The organism is Streptomyces sp. NPDC050161, from assembly GCF_044460025.1.
Classification (GTDB): Bacteria; Actinomycetota; Actinomycetes; order Streptomycetales; family Streptomycetaceae; genus Streptomyces.
This window is the reverse complement of sequence record NZ_JBITJM010000012.1, coordinates 124,431-140,662: the sequence shown is the minus strand read 5'-3', so window position 1 is coordinate 140,662 and position 16,232 is coordinate 124,431. Positions and strand designations below refer to the sequence as shown.

The 16,232-nt window shown below is 70.2% G+C and carries 14 protein-coding genes; 2 read left to right on the top strand and 12 right to left on the bottom strand.

Annotated elements, in window-relative coordinates:
* Positions 1–356: 356 nt before the first annotated feature.
* From ACIBK8_RS20925 to ACIBK8_RS20890, 8 genes are all read right to left on the bottom strand, one after another.
* Positions 357–1,085 carry an ABC transporter permease subunit gene (locus tag ACIBK8_RS20925; RefSeq protein ID WP_399043303.1) on the bottom strand — a complete coding sequence of 243 codons (729 nt, stop codon included), beginning with the start codon at positions 1,083–1,085 and terminating at the stop codon, positions 357–359.
* Positions 1,082–1,999, bottom strand: a complete 918-nt coding sequence (locus tag ACIBK8_RS20920; protein ID WP_399043302.1) for an ABC transporter ATP-binding protein — start codon at positions 1,997–1,999, stop codon at positions 1,082–1,084. The genes ACIBK8_RS20925 and ACIBK8_RS20920 overlap by 4 nt, the downstream gene beginning before the upstream one ends.
* Positions 2,000–2,069: 70 nt before the next feature.
* Positions 2,070–3,017 carry an LLM class flavin-dependent oxidoreductase gene (locus tag ACIBK8_RS20915; RefSeq protein WP_399043301.1) on the bottom strand — a complete coding sequence of 316 codons (948 nt, stop codon included), beginning with the start codon at positions 3,015–3,017 and terminating at the stop codon, positions 2,070–2,072.
* An 11-nt stretch (positions 3,018–3,028) separates the two neighbouring features.
* Positions 3,029–5,779 (bottom strand): type 2 lanthipeptide synthetase LanM, encoded by a 2,751-nt coding sequence (gene lanM / locus ACIBK8_RS20910; RefSeq protein ID WP_399043300.1) that lies wholly within the window; start codon positions 5,777–5,779, stop codon positions 3,029–3,031.
* Entirely contained in the window at positions 5,776–7,932 is a 2,157-nt protein-coding gene (locus ACIBK8_RS20905; protein ID WP_399043299.1) for a peptidase domain-containing ABC transporter, read from the bottom strand. The genes lanM and ACIBK8_RS20905 overlap by 4 nt, the downstream gene beginning before the upstream one ends.
* Positions 7,929–10,700: a type 2 lanthipeptide synthetase LanM family protein gene (locus ACIBK8_RS20900; RefSeq protein ID WP_399043298.1), complete on the bottom strand. Its 2,772-nt coding sequence runs from the start codon at positions 10,698–10,700 to the stop codon at positions 7,929–7,931. The genes ACIBK8_RS20905 and ACIBK8_RS20900 overlap by 4 nt, the downstream gene beginning before the upstream one ends.
* Before the next feature lie 307 nt (positions 10,701–11,007).
* A complete protein-coding gene (locus tag ACIBK8_RS20895) occupies positions 11,008–11,169 on the bottom strand; it encodes a class II lanthipeptide, LchA2/BrtA2 family (protein ID WP_393686633.1) in 162 nt (53 codons plus the stop codon).
* A gap of 53 nt (positions 11,170–11,222) precedes the next feature.
* The gene (locus ACIBK8_RS20890; protein ID WP_393686632.1) at positions 11,223–11,534 is read right to left on the bottom strand and encodes a plantaricin C family lantibiotic; all 312 of its coding nucleotides are present in this window, start codon (positions 11,532–11,534) and stop codon (positions 11,223–11,225) included.
* Between the two features lie 209 nt (positions 11,535–11,743).
* Here ACIBK8_RS20890 and ACIBK8_RS20885 point away from each other — a divergent pair, with 209 nt between their 5' ends.
* The gene (locus ACIBK8_RS20885; RefSeq protein WP_399043297.1) at positions 11,744–11,896 is read left to right on the top strand and encodes a hypothetical protein; all 153 of its coding nucleotides are present in this window, start codon (positions 11,744–11,746) and stop codon (positions 11,894–11,896) included.
* Between the two features lie 132 nt (positions 11,897–12,028).
* Here the strand turns inward: ACIBK8_RS20885 and ACIBK8_RS20880 are convergent, their stop codons facing one another.
* Both ACIBK8_RS20880 and ACIBK8_RS20875 read right to left on the bottom strand, forming a co-directional pair.
* Positions 12,029–12,346: a winged helix-turn-helix domain-containing protein gene (locus ACIBK8_RS20880; protein WP_399043296.1), complete on the bottom strand. Its 318-nt coding sequence runs from the start codon at positions 12,344–12,346 to the stop codon at positions 12,029–12,031.
* Entirely contained in the window at positions 12,346–12,810 is a 465-nt protein-coding gene (locus ACIBK8_RS20875) for a hypothetical protein (protein ID WP_399043295.1), read from the bottom strand. Before ACIBK8_RS20875 ends, ACIBK8_RS20880 begins: the two co-directional genes overlap by 1 nt.
* A 113-nt stretch (positions 12,811–12,923) precedes the next feature.
* Here ACIBK8_RS20875 and ACIBK8_RS20870 point away from each other — a divergent pair, with 113 nt between their 5' ends.
* Entirely contained in the window at positions 12,924–13,592 is a 669-nt protein-coding gene (locus ACIBK8_RS20870) for a GPP34 family phosphoprotein (protein ID WP_399043294.1), read from the top strand.
* Between the two features lie 64 nt (positions 13,593–13,656).
* Here the strand turns inward: ACIBK8_RS20870 and ACIBK8_RS20865 are convergent, their stop codons facing one another.
* Together ACIBK8_RS20865 and ACIBK8_RS20860 are read right to left on the bottom strand one after the other, a co-directional pair.
* Positions 13,657–15,045, bottom strand: coding sequence for an FAD/NAD(P)-binding protein (locus tag ACIBK8_RS20865; protein WP_399043293.1), 1,389 nt, complete (start codon positions 15,043–15,045; stop codon positions 13,657–13,659).
* Between the two features lie 206 nt (positions 15,046–15,251).
* Complete coding sequence (locus ACIBK8_RS20860) at positions 15,252–16,226, bottom strand: LysR substrate-binding domain-containing protein (protein ID WP_399043292.1); 975 nt, start codon at positions 16,224–16,226, stop codon at positions 15,252–15,254.
* Positions 16,227–16,232: the final 6 nt, after the last annotated feature.

Genomic DNA, 16,232 nt, shown 5'->3' with positions numbered 1-16,232 from the left:
GGCACGGTGCGGCACCCGGGAGTGCCGGCGGCGGTCCCGGTGCGGATCAGCGGTGCGGGAGAGGGGCTACATGGCCCGGCCCGGTGCTGCGTGCGGTGCGGTGGCCTCAGGAGGGGCGCAACTCGCCGATAAACATGGCGTGCTGACCATCAATTTCCCCCCCGGGTTGTCGCCACATAAGTCACAACAGTCACAGCGATCATCGGCTGTCACGCAAATACGTGTCAAGCGTGATCGGTAAGCGTTAAAAACGACACATCCGGCCCGCGCGAAAGGTGTCTGCGCTACCAAAAGCCGCAGACACCTTTCCGAAACCCGCCGTTCACGGCAGGACACGGCACCGTACGTAATGGCGCCTAGGCGTCGCGCCGCGAGAGCGTGACGTATCCGGCCCCGACCGTCACCACGGCCCACGCGGCGAGCACCGCGAGGCCGGTCCCGCCGTTGAGCACCGCGTCCGGCGGGAGGTCCCTGCGCAGGATCAGCGAGCCGGCCATGTCCGGGAGGAACTGCGCGAACGTCCGGGTCGCGGGGATGTTGTTCAGGATCGTCGACAGCATGAAGAACATCGGCACGAGCAGGCCGAGCGTGACCGTGCTGGACCGCAGCACCGTCGCAAGGCCCATGGAGAAGGCCACCAGCAGCGCCGTGTAGACGGCAGCCCCCGCCATCCGCCCGACGATCCCGGCGTCCGCCGCGACGCCGGATTCACCCAGCAGACCCTGGACGAAGAAGAAGCTCACCGCCGCGGTGGCGGCCGACAGCACGACCGTCACGAGCATCAGGGTGGCGAGCTTGCCCGCGTAGTACACGCCCCGCTGCGGCACGGCGAGCAGCGAACTCTTGATCGTGCCCGACGAGTATTCGTGGGTGACGGCCAGGACACCGAGGATGACCATCAGGATCATCCCGCTCTGGAGGCCGGAGAACCCCAGGGCGACCGGGTCGATGCCGGTGTTCTTCCGGCTGGTCCAGCCCATCAGGCCGCTGATCGCGAGGCAGATGACGACGTAGACCGGCAGCGACCAGATGTGCGTCCGCAGGCTCGTCAGCTTGATCCATTCCGCGCGCATGGCGTGGCTCATCGCGGTCCCTCCAGCGTCGCCCGGTACTCGGTCTGCTGCGAGGTCAGTTGCATGAATGCCTCTTCCAGCGACGCGCTCTGCGCGGCCATCTCGTAGACGGCGATCTGCCGCGCGTGCGCGATCTCGCCGACCTGTTCCACCCCGGCTTCCAGCACTTCGAGCCGCCCGTCGGGAAGGCGTTCGCTGCGGATGCCTTCGGCGGTCAGCGCCGCCCGCAGGGCCTCGGGGTCCGCGACGCGGGTCAGCACGCTGTGCCGGGAGTGCTGGACGATGAAGTCGCTCATCGCGGAGTCGACCAGCAGCCTGCCCTTGGCGATGATCACGAGATGGTCGGCGGTGACCGCCATCTCGTTCATCAGGTGCGAGGAGACCAGGACCGTGCAGCCATCGGACGCGAGCTGCTTCATCAACTCGCGTACCCACACGACGCCTTCGGGGTCGAGGCCGTTGACCGGCTCGTCGAGCACGACGATCTCCGGCTTGCCGAGCAGCGCGGCGGCGATGCCGAGCCGCTGCCCCATGCCCAGGGAGAAGCCCTTGGTCCGCTTGCGGGCCACGCTCGACAGGCCCGTCATGTCGAGCACCTCGTGCACCCGCGCGGCGGGGATGCCGTTGCAGGCGGCGAGAGCGAGCAGATGGTGGTAGGCGGTACGGGCACCGTTGACGCCCTTGGCGTCCAGCAGCGCGCCGACCTTCAGCAGCGGCCTGGAGTGCTGTGCGTAGGGTTTGCCGGCCACCAACGCCCGTCCCGCCGTGGGCCGGTCGAGCCCCAGGATCATGCGCATGGTGGTCGACTTTCCGGCACCGTTGGGCCCCAGGAAGCCGGTCACCTTGCCCGGGGCGACGGTGAACGACAGGTCGTCGACCGCGGTCCTGTCGCCGTAGCGCTTGCTCAGATTCTCGATCTCGATCATGAATACCCATTGACTCGGTTCGTTCGCAGGCGGGCCGTGCGGCACCTCGGGCCCGCCTGCTGTGGGGGGACTACAGCACGTGAAGGATCTCTTCGAGATCTTGGGCGGCGGCGCGGGCGCCCTTCGTGGCCGCGACCCCCATCACGTTGATGACCACTTCGTCGACTCCGGCGTCGGCGAACGCGCGCACCTGGTCGCGGATGTCCTGCGGGGTGCCGTACAGAAAGCCTCCGGCATCGAACAGCCGGTCCGCGTCCGCCCGTTCACCGGTCACCTCGATGCCCGCGTGCCGGAGGGTGTCCTGGTAGTGGTCGGCCTGAAGGTGCATGCCGAACGTCGCGAACGCCGTGTCCCGCATGTCGCGGCCGTCCCGCGCGACCGCGCACGGAACGATCGCCGTGACCGGCACCGGATCCCGGCCCGCCGCGGCGCTGCCCTTGCGCACCTCGGGTACGAGGACGTCACGCAGGTAGGACGGCGGGCACAGCCAGGTGATCGCACGGTCCGCGACCTGCCCGGCGAGCGCGGCCATCTTCGGCCGCAGCACCCCGACGCCGACGCGTACCTCCGGGGCGCGGACGGGCACCAGTTGGGCGTGGGTCGAGAAGTACTCCCCTTCCGCCTGCGCGAACTCGCCGCGCAGCAGCGTGCGCACCGTCGTGACGTACTCGCGGGTGGCGGTCAGCGGGCTCCGGTACGGGCTGCCCAGGAGGATGCGCTGGAAGTTCGGGCCCCCGGGGCCGTATCCGGCGATGACGTCGCAGCCGGTGGCCAGGGCGGTCGAACGTGCCTCGGTCGCCGCCTGGTACGGGGACCGCAGCGGGGTGAGGTTCACGCCGAAGCCCGCCGGGACGCGGATCCCGATCCCGGCGAGCCAGCTCATCAGGTGGTGGTTGTCGATGACCTGCGTCTGGCCCTGCCAGAGCCGCTCGGCCTGCGTCCAGCGGACCAGGTTGGCGAACGGAACGGCCTGCTCGGGCCGGGTCGCGACGATGGGCAGGGTGATCGAATAGCGCACGCGGGCCTCTCTTAACCGATCAGCGCGACGGGCGCCCGGTGGCCGGCGTCGGGCGCGGCCAGCATCAGGTCGGTGTCGGCGACACCGGACCAGCCGAGCATGTAGCCGATGAGCGACGTACGGCCCGCCGCCCCCGTGTAGAAGCCGTACCGGCGCGCACGGTCGATGACCTCGCCCTGGTAGGCGCGGGCCCGGTCGATGAGCGCGCGGTCCCCGGTGGCGCGGGAGGCCACGACGAGCGCCTGGACCACGCCGCTGGTGCCGTGGCAGACCGACAGCTCGACCGGCCCTTCGTCCAGCACCGTCATGGCGTCGGCCAGGGCGGCCAGCCGGCCGTCGGCGAGCCAGTCGGGACGCCCCGCTGACCGGCAGATCTCGACCGCAGCCACCAGCACACCGGCCGCGCCCTTGCACCAGCCGGTGACGGCCGGAGGGTGCGCGTCCAGGCGCGCGGACAGCCAGCCGAACGCCTCGTCGGTCAGCTTCTCGTCGCCGAGCACCCGGCCCGCGCGGGCCTTCGCCCAGTACAGGCCGAGCGCGCCGTGGGCCAACTCCATCTCGCCGCCCGCGGGCGCCGGACGTCCCTCGCCGAAGGCCATCTCGACCAGCGCGTCGACGTGCTCGGGCCGGTGCCGGTGGCCCTGCTCGATGCGGGCGAGCACGGCCATCAGCACCCCGGCCGGGCCGTTGGAGACATCCGCCTCCAGCGCCTCGCCGCGCTGCTGCATGAGGCCGATCAGCCTGCCCGTCCAGTCGTCGTCGACGCCGTGCGGACGGGACAGCAGCACCGATGCCAGGCCGGAGAACACCGAGTCCGGCATCTTCTCCAGCACCTCGTGGTACTCGGCCGACAGCGCGGCGAAACCGGCGTCCGCGGCCTGCGCCGACGCCGCGTGGCGCGGGTTGAGCGAGGCCGCGCGGCGCATCAGGGAGGTGATGCCGCCCATGTCGTGGAAGGCGACGTAGTTGCCCGGCGTGATCGTGGAGACGCCCCGGTCGGGGCCGATGCTGCCGAGCCAGCCGGCCTGCGCGCCGTCGGGCCCTTCGGCGGTGACCGCCAGATCGCGGAGCACCTCCGCGATGCCGAATCCCCAGGCGCCCGGGGCGGCCTGGGCCAGCGTGTCGCCGCCGAAGACGCCGTGCGCCGACAGGCCACGCGGGTCGGTGGCGACGCCGCCCAGGCACTCCTCGATGAGGAACTGGTGGTAGCGCTCGTGCTGCCCCGCGGCGGCGCGCACCCCGCGCCGCGCGTTGTCCAGGGCCGAGAGCTTGAAGAAGCCGGGCAGCCGGCTGCTGCCGCTGGCGAGCGCCGTCGACGAGCCGTGCGTGAAGAAGTACGGGATGTCGCCCGCGTTCAGCGAAGCCGTCTCGGTCCGGCGCAGGTAGGCGACCTGCTCGGGCGTCAGCTGGGTCTTGCGGCTCAGCAGCCCGTGCAGCCGGTCGGCCTCCGCCTGCGAGACGAGGTACTTGGGGTGCGTGGAGGCGTCCAGGTAGCGGCTGTAGACCTCCGTGGAGCGCAGCACGGACCGTACGGGGATGTCCGGGTAGGCCGCCAGCGTCTTGTCCGCCTCGCCGGTGCGCAGGAACGCCAGGGCGTCGCGGTACCCGGCCATCACGTGCGGGAAGTGGTCGGCGATGGACAGCTGTTCGTCGCCGAGCGTCGGCACGTTCATGGTGTGCGCGTAGGTGATCGGATCCCACTCCACCCGGATCGCGTCGCTCTGCTTGTCGGTGACGGTCGGCGCCCGCATCTCCGACTGCTGCTCCCCGATGAGGCCGGCGCCCGACATGATGACGTCGATGACGGAGTCCGGGTTCTCCACCGGCAGCAGCATCGTCGACGACGCCGAGTTCTTCATGTGGTTGATCAGGATGTGCGGCAGCGAGTCGTTCGCCACGCCGCCGTCACCCCGCAGCAGCGTCTCGGTGTCGATCACGCAGGGGTACTCGCCGTGCGCCAGCAGGTTCTCGTCGTGCAGATCGGTCGACCCGATGGCGCTCAGCAGGCAGGTCAGCGCGCCGAACCGGTAGAAGTAGCGCGGCACTTGACCGGCGTCGTCCATCGGCGAAGGCGCGGTGAAGCGCTGCCAGCCGTGCGCGCCGACGGTCACCGAATCCGGTACGCAGGTGTCGAGCGGGTGCGTCAGGTGGGCACCGGCCGCGCGGTAGAGATCGCGCAGGAAGTCGTCCCCGGTGAGCGCGCGGGGCTTGTACACCAGGCGGTGGCCGCCGCTGGTGGTCAGGAAGACCACCCGGCGGTTGCCGTTGTGCGGGTCCGAGCTGGACGGTTCGAGTTCGGTGATCGCCTCGCCCGCCGGGTCGAGCCCGAACGCCTCGCTCAGCGCCAGGGTGTCGTCGCGGTAGGCGTCGAGCACCTCACGGCAGGCCGCCAGGATGTTGCCGGTGACCGTCGTCAGCCGCTGCCTGAGCATCGGGTAGCGGTCCAGCAGCGCGTCCTGCTGCGCGGTGTCCCGCAGCGTCGCGGCGAACGCATCCAGCGCGGTGCTGCTGCCGGGGTCGGGCGCCAGACCCATGGCCTCGCGGTATTGGTGGAACTCGCCGATCAGCGTGCGGTAGCTGTGGCCCTCGACGGTGCACACCAGGACGTCCCACATCCGGTGCACCACGGTGTCGCGGCTCTCCGGCGCCACCACCTCGTCGAGGACGGGCGCGAGGGCGCGGGCGAAGTCGTCCCTGGGGGCGATGCGCAGGTAGAAGGGGAGGAAGGCGGGGACGGATACGGACGGTTCGGTCTGGCTCATGCTGTCTCGCCTAGGAAGGTGGGGGCGTCGGTTTCCGCGTAGAGGGCCGCGTAGGTCGCCTGGTTGTCCAGCAGTTGCTGGTGGGTGCCGTGCTCGGTCACGCGCCCGCCGTCGAGCACGTAGATGCGGTCCGCGTTCCTGATGGTGGCCAGCCGGTGCGCGATGATCACCTGGGTGGCGCCCGACTCCTCGATGATCTGGGTGACGCGGCGCTCGTTGATCGTGTCCAGGGACGCGGTGGCCTCGTCCATCACGATGATCTTCGGCTTCTGGAGCAGCGTCCTGACGATCGCCAGGCGCTGCCGCTGGCCGCCGGAGAAGTTCGCTCCCAGCTCGGACACCAGCGTCTTCAGGCCCATCGGGAGCGCTTCGACGAAGTCGAGGATGCCCACTTCGGAGCAGTACGCGCGGACCGTCTCGGGCGGGATGTCCTGGCCGAGCGTGAGGTTCTCCAGGATCGTGCGGTTGTGCAGGTGCACTTCCTGCGGGATGTACCCGATCTGGCGGCGGATGAAGTTCTTGTCGTAGTCCGCCATCGGCCGGCCGCCGAACTCGACGACACCGTCGGTCGGTTCGTGCAGACCGCAGACCAGACGGCCGAGCGTGGACTTGCCCGACCCCGACGCCCCCACCAGCGCCACCCGCGACCCGGCCGGGATGTGCAGGGACACCCCGTCGATCACCGGAGCGGCGTGCTGCGTGTACCGGAACTGCACGTCGTGCAGGGTGATCGAGGCGTCGTCCAGCTGCCGGGTCTCCCCGCCGGCGTCCTCGCTGTCGTGCGCGGTGATGTCGCTGAGCCTGGCCATGTAGCGGGACGCCTCGGTGAACTCGGTGAACATCTGGAACACCGAGGTCGTCATGGAGAAGAAGGTGACGGACACCGACTGGATGGCGATGGCCGAGCCCAGCGACACGACGCCGTGCGAGACGAAGTACAGGCCGGCCAGCAGCAGCACCATCGGGCCGAACATCTGCGTCGTGGTGGCGACACCGGCGATCCAGCCCTGCTGGAGCCGCATCCGCTTCTTCATGGCGTCCAGCGACGAGCCGTAGATCTTGGCCCACTCGTCGGCGAACTGCTGGGCGTAGCCGCCCATTTTGATGGTCGGGATCGACACGATGGCGTCGAGCTGCGTCGACTGGCTCCGGCCCAGCTGGCTGATCTCCGCGTCGGTGACTTCCTTGACGCGGTTGCGGGTGGCCCACAGGTACGCGCCGTTGACCGCGAACAGCGCCGTCGCGATCAGCCCGATCCGCCACTCGACGACGAACAGGTAGACGCTGATGCACACCAGGGTGCCGACGTCGAGCACACCCTGCGCGATCCGCGAGGACAGCAGGTCACGTACGACGTTGACGGTGTTCAGCCGGAACAGCAGCTCACCCGGCTGCCGGGTGTTGAAGAACTTGTACGGCAGCGACAGCAGTTTGCGGAAGGTGTGGGACATCAGGTGCCGCCCCATCACCGCGATCAGCGAGGAGAGGACCGTCACCCGCATCAGCCACAGCAGCAGGTAGCCGCCGGCCGCCGCCACCACCGCGCCGGTGACCACCGACAGATCGCTCAGATCCCGCCAGTCGGCCTGCCGGTCCACGGCCCATTTCGTCAGCGCCGGGATGCCGAGGACCGCGAGATAGCCGCTGAGCGACAGCACGGCGACCAGCGCGATGCGGGCGAAGGACCGCTCGGCGAACAGCGGGACCGTCCGCCAGTCCTTCGTCGCCTGCTGCCGCTGCCGGACGAAACCGGGTCCTGGCTCGGCGGCGATGACGATGTCGCTGAACCCGGCCTCCAGCTCGTCGCGGGTCAGCCGGCGCCGTCCGACGGCCGGGTCCATGACCGTCGCGACGCGGCCGTCGAACTTCTCCAGGACCAGGAAGTGGTAGTCCTCCCAGTACAGGATGACGGGCGAGGTGAACTGCGCCAGCGCCTCAACGGCCTTGACGCGGAACGCCTTTGTCTGCATGCCGCGCGAGCGCAGGAAGTCGGACAGCTGCTTGGCGCCCAGGCCGTCGCGACCGGCTTCCAGGTCCTGGCGGACGGTGAAGAAGTCCTCGCTGCGCCCCCAGTACCGCATGACCGCGATGCAGCAGCACAGGCCGCACTCGGTCTGCGTGACCTGCGTGACCGTCGGTACGCGCCGGCTCATCCCCGGGCTCCGCCGGTCAGCGACAGCGGCGAGAGCCGGGTGCCGGGTGCGATCCGGTTGAGCAGGTGCAGCAGGACGCCTGAGGTGCCGACCATGATGCTGTTGGTGTGCGCGTACCGGCTGCGGTTGTCCGCGAGCTTGCGCAGGAACACGTCGGGCCGCAGCCAGGTGTCCTCCAGGGCGGCCACCTGTCCGGCCAGTTCGGCGTCGCCGAGGCGCACGGCGGCGCCTGCCAGCACGTCGTGGTTGCCGAGGTCCCCGTGACACCACGTCAGATTGCGGCCGAAGCCCTGCTCCGCGGTGTTGGCGAGGGCCTGCCCCAGCAGGCCGCGGGCCCGCTCGTCACCGGTGTGCTCGACGCAGGCGAGCAGCGCCAGGGAGATACCGGCGGCGCCGTGGCACCAGCCGGTGGAGAACCGGTCCGGTGTGGCGATGTTGGAGAACCAGTTGTCCTCCGCGGCGTCGTGGAACGCTTCCAGCCGGTCGAGCAGCAGACCGACGGCCGCGTCGGAGCGCCGCCGCAGGTCCTGATCGACGGTGTGCGGACGCAGCACGCTGAGCGCGTGCAGCACTCCGGCGACGCCGTGGGCGAAACCTGACTGCTCGAACCACGCACCCCGGCCCTCCTCGGCCATCGTGCACAGCATCGCCGTCAGGCCGGGCAGCGCCTGCTGCGCGTGCGGCCCGCCGACGGCGGCGAGCATGGTCGCGGTGCCGGCGATGCCACCGATGACATCGGCACCGGCCCGCTCGCCGTCGATCCGTTCCACGGCCAGCGGGACGGCGTCCTGCGCCGCCCGGATCCACTCCGGCTCGTCCAGCAGCCGGCCCGCCGTGTCCAGGGCGAACAGCAGGCCGGTCAGGCCGGTGTAGGCGCCGGGCCCGGTCTGCTGCACGCTGCGTTCCTCGTAGCGCTGCCCGGCGAGTATGTCGGCGCTGGTGGCGAAGATCTGCCGGGCGGTGTCGCGGTACGTCGCGTCGTCCAGCACCCGCCCGGCGGCGGCCAGCGCCAGCGCAGGGCCGGTACGGCCGGTGTACAGGTCGTAGCCGAGCACCCCGCACGGCCAGACCCGCTCCGCCTGCGCGGAGGCCAGCGGACCGATCCAGGTACGCGGAAGGTGCGCGAACTTGTCCGGCAGGCAGCTCGTCACCAGACGGTCGGCGATGTGCCGCGCGACGTCGTGCAGGCTGCCGTCGCGGGAGACCGCGGGGGCGGCCCGTGAGATGTCGGTTCCGGTGAGGTGGTTGTCGGGGAACCGGGAGCAGAAGGCGGAGTACAGCAGTGTGAGCTGCTGCTCGATGACGGTTTCGTCCAGCTCGGCGGCCTTCGCCAGGGCCCGCGCGAGCGGGGTTTCGGGCAGCCGCGCTCCGGTGTCGTTGCCGTCGGCGTCGTACAGCACGGTGTCCGTGGCGTCGGCCGCGAAGTAGGGCACGTCACGTTCGGCCATCTGCTTCAGCTCGGCGACGATGATGCCGCGGTGCGAGGTCTTGGACGTGATCGCGATCCGCTTGAGCAGGCCGAGGCTGGTGGCGGGGGCGGCCATGGCGGCGGCGGACGCGGCCATCCGCAGGCTCTGCGCGTACAGCGCCGTCGGGTTGTGCACGTACCGCACCCGCATGCCGCCGGCCAGCCGGGTCAGGTGCGCGGCCCAGGCGTCGAGGCCGCGGGTCAACGCCCGTGCGGTGGCGGCGAATCCGTCGGCCATCTGCTCGGCGAGGTGGTGGATGTCCGCTTCGCCGGCCGTCTGCACCACGGTGCTGCGCTGCCCTGACTCCTCGGCCCGCAGCACCACCTTGATCTTGTCGGTGAAGGGGTTCTCGAAGACCAGCCCCTTGAAGGGGGAGGTCCCCTTGTTCTCGCCGCCGAGGAAACCGAGGTCGACGTGGCCGGAGCCCTCTTCCTTGCCCGCCATGACCAGCGGGAGGATGCCGATCCCGTACAGGGAGCGGGCGATGACGTCGTAGGCGTTGCCGTCCGCTTCCGGACGCGGGCCGACGTGCACACGGGAGGGGTGCAGCAGGGTCTCCAGATCGACCGGGACCGGGCCGCGGCGGGTGGCGACGATGTTCTCGAAGTGCATGTCGCGGGCGTCCAGCAGGTGGAAGACCGCGGCGAGTTCCCCGCACCACTTCATGAACTGCGGGGAGATGTCCGAGACGTCCTCGGCCTGGATGTACTCCACGTACCCGTAGCCGCCGCGGTCGAGCGCCCGCGCCGCCGGAAGGCTGGTGCCGGCTTCGCGGTTGACGTGGGCGACGATCTCCTCGTAGGCGGCCTCGCACGAGATGTCGCGCGGCTTGTAGACCAGCCGGGCGCCCGAGGCGAACGTCAGGATGGACACGCTGCGGCCGTGCGCGTGCGCGTCACCGTCGGCCTGGCCGATGGAGGTGACGGCGTCGTCGGGGGCGATGCGGAATGCCTCGGCGATGGCCTGCCGGTCCGCGGTCAGCCGCGCGCAGAGCTCGTCGAAGGCCGCGGCGGTGTTACGGACGAGGTGGCCGACCGCGGAGCGCAGGAGCGGGAAAGTTTCGGCCAGCCGTTCAGCGGTGAAAGTGTTGACGAAGTCGAGGTAGCGCGCGTTTCCGGTGTCGCCGGTCAGCTGTTCGCTCGCCGAAGCCGCGTTGACCGCGGCGACCAATGAGCGGGTACAGGAAATGCGCAAACGGTTTTCGACGCGGGTCAGCAGCTGTAGTGTGATGGCGTCGGGATCGCCGAAGAGCGCGCCGTGCGTCGCCACGAAATCAGGCAGACAAACCTGGGTGGCCAATTCACGGATGATGCGCTGGAATGGGTACTCTTCTTTTTCCGATGCCCAGCGCAAAGCTGCCTCGGGCGGAATGCCTTCTCCGGCCCCGGCAGGTGCGGTGAGTATCTCGAGTACGGCGTCGTCGAACGCGGACAACGGCTCGATAGTTTCCCGTCGTTCCGCGTCGTCAAATTCTGGGTAAAGTTTCTGTGAAGAGAGCAATGGTCTTTCACTTTGATGCGCGCGGATACGGTACGCTATTGGCACCATGGGGTGGGGATCATGCACCGATCCCCACCCCATGGCCTACGTGGCCCGCCTCAGTACATCAGCACTTGCTGGTGCACTTGGTGGTCGGGCAGAAAGCGGTGGACACCGCGATCGAAGTGGCGACGCACGCCGGGGTGGTGGTGCCACCCTGCGCGTCCTCCTCGCCGAGCTCGATCAGTTCGAGCTCGTCGTAGGCACCCAGAAAGTCCTGCTTCTCCATGTCTGTTCACCCCCATTCATTGGTAAGCGGCAACTTTGCGCACAGAAGTGGCATCAGTTGCAGTTGGGCTGGCACTCCTTGGTCAGCGTGCACCAGCCACCGTTGTTACCAACGTGGTCGCTGAGCGAGAACGTGTTGGTGGTGCAGGCGCCGTACGCCACACCGTCAAAGTCCTGCTCGGCAATTTCCTCAATAAGGGAAACATCACCTTCGAAAGGCATGCAAAATTCACCCCCCTCCCCGTTAAAATACACACCAAAGGGGGGTTGCGAAAAACTCGTAATCTCCCCGTTGGTGTAACCGTTGCTGGTCAGGCAACGGCTAGAAACGTACCCGACCTGTCTCACAAGCAACAACTTCTTCACGTTGTGAACAGCGTCACACCGGAATCTTGTGTTGGCCTCTTGAGGGCTGAGCGACCTGTGGCTAATGGGTGGCGGGCACGGGAATCCGGAACGCGGAGCACCCCTTGAGGAACGCGGAATGTGCGATTCCGGAAGGGAGCTGGAGTAAGCGCGTTCCGGGACGGGAAGGGGCGGTAAACGGAATCCCCACAGTGAAAGGTGAGAGTGCCGTGTTCGGGAAGAAGAACAAGGACCAGGACCGCGCAGCGACTGAGGCGAAGCGTGCCGACAAGGACGCGGGCGGCAACGGCAAGCGCGCTAAGCGGAAGTCCGACAAGTGGTCGGATGCGGAGAAGGTCACCGTCATGACGTCCGGAATCTGACGCCCCGCGCGCAGTGAGCACGCGGCGCCGTCCCGACCGGTGTGAACCGGCCAGAACGGCGCCGCGTCACCCGGGCCCGTCTCCCGCGCCCCGGCGGGGGAGACGGGCCCCCACGCGGGTGCGGTGCGAAGGTCAGCCGTCCGGCCCAACTACCTGCGGTGCGCGGGCAGTTGCCGCGATCCGCTCCAGCGCTTCGGCGTGCCGCCGGAACTCCTCCCGCCCCTCGGGCGTGAGCCGTACGAGGGTGCGCCGTCCGCCGATGCTCTTGTGCTTGCGGACCTCCAGGTAGCCCTTGGCGGCGAGCGCGGACACCTGCTTGGAGAGCGCGGAGTCGCTGGTGTCCACGGCTTCGCGCATGAAGCCGAACTCCGTCCAGCTCGCCGGGGCCAGCAGCGCGACGATCGCCAGCCGCGCGGGAACGTGCAGGAACTCGTTGAAGCCGTCGTCCATCAGCGCGACCCGGCCCCTTCGCCCTCACCTTGCGCACGCGACACCGCGACCGCCCGCCACCTGCCCGCGACCAGCACACCGGCCACGCACAGCACGGCCGCAGCCACCGCGTGCGGAGCCGGTACGCCGCCGGCGCCCGCGAGGCCCGACAGCAGCCGGAAGAGCGCCACCAGGGCCAGCCCGACCGCCACCGCGAGGAACGCGTCCTTGCCGGTCAGCGGCATCCGGACGGCCGCCCGGCGCAGGTACACCGCCACCGTCCCCGCCAGCAGCACGAGCGAGGGGAAGAGCACCGCGCCGCCCCACGGATTGGGCAGGTCGAAGGAGGCGAACGCGGCGAACACGATCAGCGCTCCGGTGAGGAGGTAGGGCAGGGAGAGCCCGTACCGCAGGTACTCGGCGCGGGACTGCCCGCGGCGGCGCCTGGCGTCGTCCAGTGCGGCCTGCGCGTCGTGAATGGTCATGTGGCCCCCTGTGCCCTCTCCGGTACACGTGCTTTCCTCACGGGAAAGTACCAGGTTCTTTCCCCACAGGAAAGTACTGTTGCGATGTCGGTCCAGGGCCATACGCTGGGGACATGGAACTGATCTTGGCGGAGGAACTCCTGCTGGTCGGCCGCGATTCCGACGGCAGAAAGCTGCTGAACGGCATCGCGGCGACCCGGGGGGTGGCGGGGGCGCTGCTGATCGAGCTGGCGCTGCGGGGCGAGGCCGGTGTCCGGGACGGACGCCTGGCCGTGGACGAGCCCGGCGATGCGGCCGGCAAGGGCATGGCGCACCCGGAAGTCGAAGCGCTGGCGGCCCGCATCCGGGCCGACTCGCGGGCGCGCAAGCCCAAGTGGTGGGTGGAGAAGGCCGAGTCGCGCGAGGTGAACGCCCGCCTGCTCGCCGGCCTCGCGAAGCAGGGCGTGCTGGTGGAGGAGACCCACCGCGTACTGGGACTGGTCCCGGTGTCCCACTGGGCCGACCGCGACCCGGAGGTCACCTCCGAGGTCCGCGAGCGACTCGCCCAGGCGATGGCCGGCGGCCCCGTGGAGGCGCGAACGGCCGCGCTGGTGGCGCTCATTGATGCCTGCGGCCTGTCCAAGAAGGTCTTCCACGACATACCCGCCGCCGACCGCAAGGCCCGCATCAAGGAACTGTCGGATGGCGAGTGGGCCGCGTCGGCGGTACGGGACGCCATCCGGGCCGTCCGCGGCGCGCTGACTGCGGCGGTGGCGGCCGGCGCGGGGGCTTCGAGCAGCTAGATCACGTCTGACTGCTCGTCAACAAACCTGCCTGTAAAGCGAGTTGGTGCACTCCCATCGTGAGTCAGCTCCCGGCGACGGCGTGCAGGACCGCGATGGCGACATGGTGTGCCTGGTGGCGGATCTCCGGGATGGCGGTGCTTTCCAGGAGGGTGCCCCGCCGCAGGACGCCAAGTGTCCACAGAGGTACGGCAGTTGAGCTGCCGACGGAGTGCAGTCGGCCGTCCGGCAGGGTGTCGAGGCCCATGCCGAGGGGGTCCTCGCGGGCCAGGCCGCGGGCGAGCAGGGCGCGGACCAGCGGGTCGTCGTTGTCCCGCACCCGGGACGGCGGTCCGGTGCAGTTGATCACCGCTCCTACGGTGAGGGTGCGGCCGCAGGTCAGCCGGATGCGCAGGCCGTCCGGTACGGGCTGCGCGTCGGCCGGTTCGCCGGGTCCGACCTCCAACGCGCCGGTGCGCAGGGCCTCGTGGAGGGCGGCGGCGGTGTCCGGTGCCATGCGGTGGCGGTGCGTTTCCCAGCGCCGCAGGTCCTCCTGGACGAAACGGCGCCGGTCGGCCAGGGAGAGCTGTTGCCACAGGGACGAGGTGAGGGGCCTGAGGCTGTCGACGCCGACCCGCCAGTCTCCGTGCCGTCGGCGGCTCTCGCCGATGTGCCGCAGCGCGGACCGGCGCAGGGCGGCGAGGCCGTTGTGCCCGGAGAGGGCGGGAGGGGCGTCGGGCGGGGCCGTCCGGAGCCCCGCCGGAGGCGCCAGATGGGTGTGGGGCAGGCGCCCACCGCGCGACACCGCGTGCACGACGCGGCCGTGGCGGGCGACGGTCACCGCCGTATCGGCCATGGTCAGACCCGTTCCGACGATCAGGACGTCCTCGGCGGGCGGGACCGCGGCGAGGGCGCCGGGCCGCCAGGGGTCGGCGATGAAGCGGTCGCCGGAGCGCAGGTCGGGCGGCGCCCACGAGCAACCGGGCCGGAAGACACCGAGGGCGAGGACGGCCGCGTCGGCGCGGAGTGATCCGTGGGCGCGGAGCCTGAGGGTCACCCCCGACGCGTCGGCCCGTGCGTCCGTCACGCGGTCGTGCAGCCGGTGCAGCCGTGGGAGCGTGGCGCGCCGGCCGGCCTCGTGCAGGACATCGGAGAGGTAGCGGCCGAAGTGCATGCGGGGGACGAAGTCGTCCCGACCGGCCGGGTGGTGGCCCCGCGCCGCGAGCCAGCGTACGAAGTGCCCGGGGTCATCGGGGAAGGCGCTCATGCCGCCCGCGGGGACGTTGAGCAGGTGGCGCGGGTCGTCCGTGCCGTAGGCGGGGCCACGACCGGCTTCCCTGGCCGGGTCGATCAGCCAGACGCCGAGGGGGACGCGCTCGCGTTCGGCGCGTTGCAGCAGGCGGACCGCGGTGAGCGTGCCCGAGGCGCCGGCTCCGACCACCGCGACGGTGCGGGGTTCTTGGTTGCGCGCCAATTCCCTTGCCTCCCCGTGTGGTTGGCGGTCGTGCCGGGTGGCCGATGCCGGGTCACGGCGCCAGCGTGAGCGCGGACCCGCTGATCAATGCCGTAACGATCGCCCGGCAAGCGGCAAGATGACAGGGCACTTCAGGCCGACTGCGGCAAAACGGTTACTTCTTGCCATTTGGGAACGGCACCCGGCATCCGGCTCCTCACGGCTCCTCACGGCTTCTCGCGAGGCGCTGCGAAGTCGTCGGCGCCGTCCATGGTGAGCAGTTCCGCCAGCGCCTGTGCCTCCTCCCGCAACCGCTGATGCAACGCCTCCGCCGCCGGTGAAAGGGGCCGGTCCGACGGGCGGGTGATGCCCACGGCCTGACTGATGGATTTCAGGGGGGTGTCGATGAGGCGCAGGTCGGCGTCCTGGGTGGCGATCAGCAGGGGGAGGGCGGCGATGGCGTCGGTGGACAGGAGGAAGTGGCGCAGGGTCGGCATGGAGGTGCATTCGATGCGGTCGGCGGGGAGTTCGACGTTCTCGTGGGTGAAGAGTTCTTCCAGTTCGGCGCGGAGTGCGGTGCGGTCGATGGGCAACACCCAGGGGTAGCGGCGTAGTTGGGAGAGTGACGGGCTGCGCTGGCGGTGGGCCGGGTGGCCTGCGCGGGCGGCCAGGCGTACGGGTTCGCGGTAGAGCTGCTCGTGGGTCAGGCGCGGGGGCGGGGAGCCGATGAGGCGGCCCAGGGTGAGGTCGATCTCGCCGGAGAGCAGGCCGGCCCGCAGGGTGTCGGGGTCGGCCTCGCGGACGACGACGGTGACCGACGGGTGGGCCTGTTTGAGTGCCGCCATGGCGCGCGGCAGCAGCAGGTTCGAGCCGGCCAGGTGGATGCCGATGGTGACGGTGCCGAGGTTGCCGGCGGCGAGGTGGGTCAGCTCCTCGCCGGCCTGCCGCAGCTGGGCCAGGACCGTGCGGGCGTGGCCGACGAAGGACTCGCCGTACAGGGTGAGGGTCATGCCGCGGTGGTGGCGTTCGAACAGCGGGACGCCGAGGATCGTCTCCAGGTCGTGCAGGGCGCGGGTGACGACGGGCTGGGTGATGTGCAGCTCCTGGGCGGCCCGGATGACGCTGCCCTGGTCCGCGACGGCGGTGACGAGCGTGAGGTGGCGCAGTTTCAGCCGGCCGTCGAGAAGCTTCTCGCTCTCCATGGACCC

Coding starts and splice junctions, on each gene's coding strand:
- ACIBK8_RS20905 (WP_399043299.1), bottom strand. CDS start 7,932: ATGAGCCGGCGCGTACCGACGGTCACGCAGGTCACGCAGACCGAGTGC.
- lanM (WP_399043300.1), bottom strand. CDS start 5,779: ATGAGCCAGACCGAACCGTCCGTATCCGTCCCCGCCTTCCTCCCCTTC.
- ACIBK8_RS20875 (WP_399043295.1), bottom strand. CDS start 12,810: ATGACCATTCACGACGCGCAGGCCGCACTGGACGACGCCAGGCGCCGC.
- ACIBK8_RS20920 (WP_399043302.1), bottom strand. CDS start 1,999: ATGATCGAGATCGAGAATCTGAGCAAGCGCTACGGCGACAGGACCGCG.
- ACIBK8_RS20860 (WP_399043292.1), bottom strand. CDS start 16,226: ATGGAGAGCGAGAAGCTTCTCGACGGCCGGCTGAAACTGCGCCACCTC.
- ACIBK8_RS20925 (WP_399043303.1), bottom strand. CDS start 1,085: ATGAGCCACGCCATGCGCGCGGAATGGATCAAGCTGACGAGCCTGCGG.
- ACIBK8_RS20880 (WP_399043296.1), bottom strand. CDS start 12,346: ATGGACGACGGCTTCAACGAGTTCCTGCACGTTCCCGCGCGGCTGGCG.
- ACIBK8_RS20895 (WP_393686633.1), bottom strand. CDS start 11,169: ATGGAGAAGCAGGACTTTCTGGGTGCCTACGACGAGCTCGAACTGATC.
- ACIBK8_RS20870 (WP_399043294.1), top strand. CDS start 12,924: ATGGAACTGATCTTGGCGGAGGAACTCCTGCTGGTCGGCCGCGATTCC.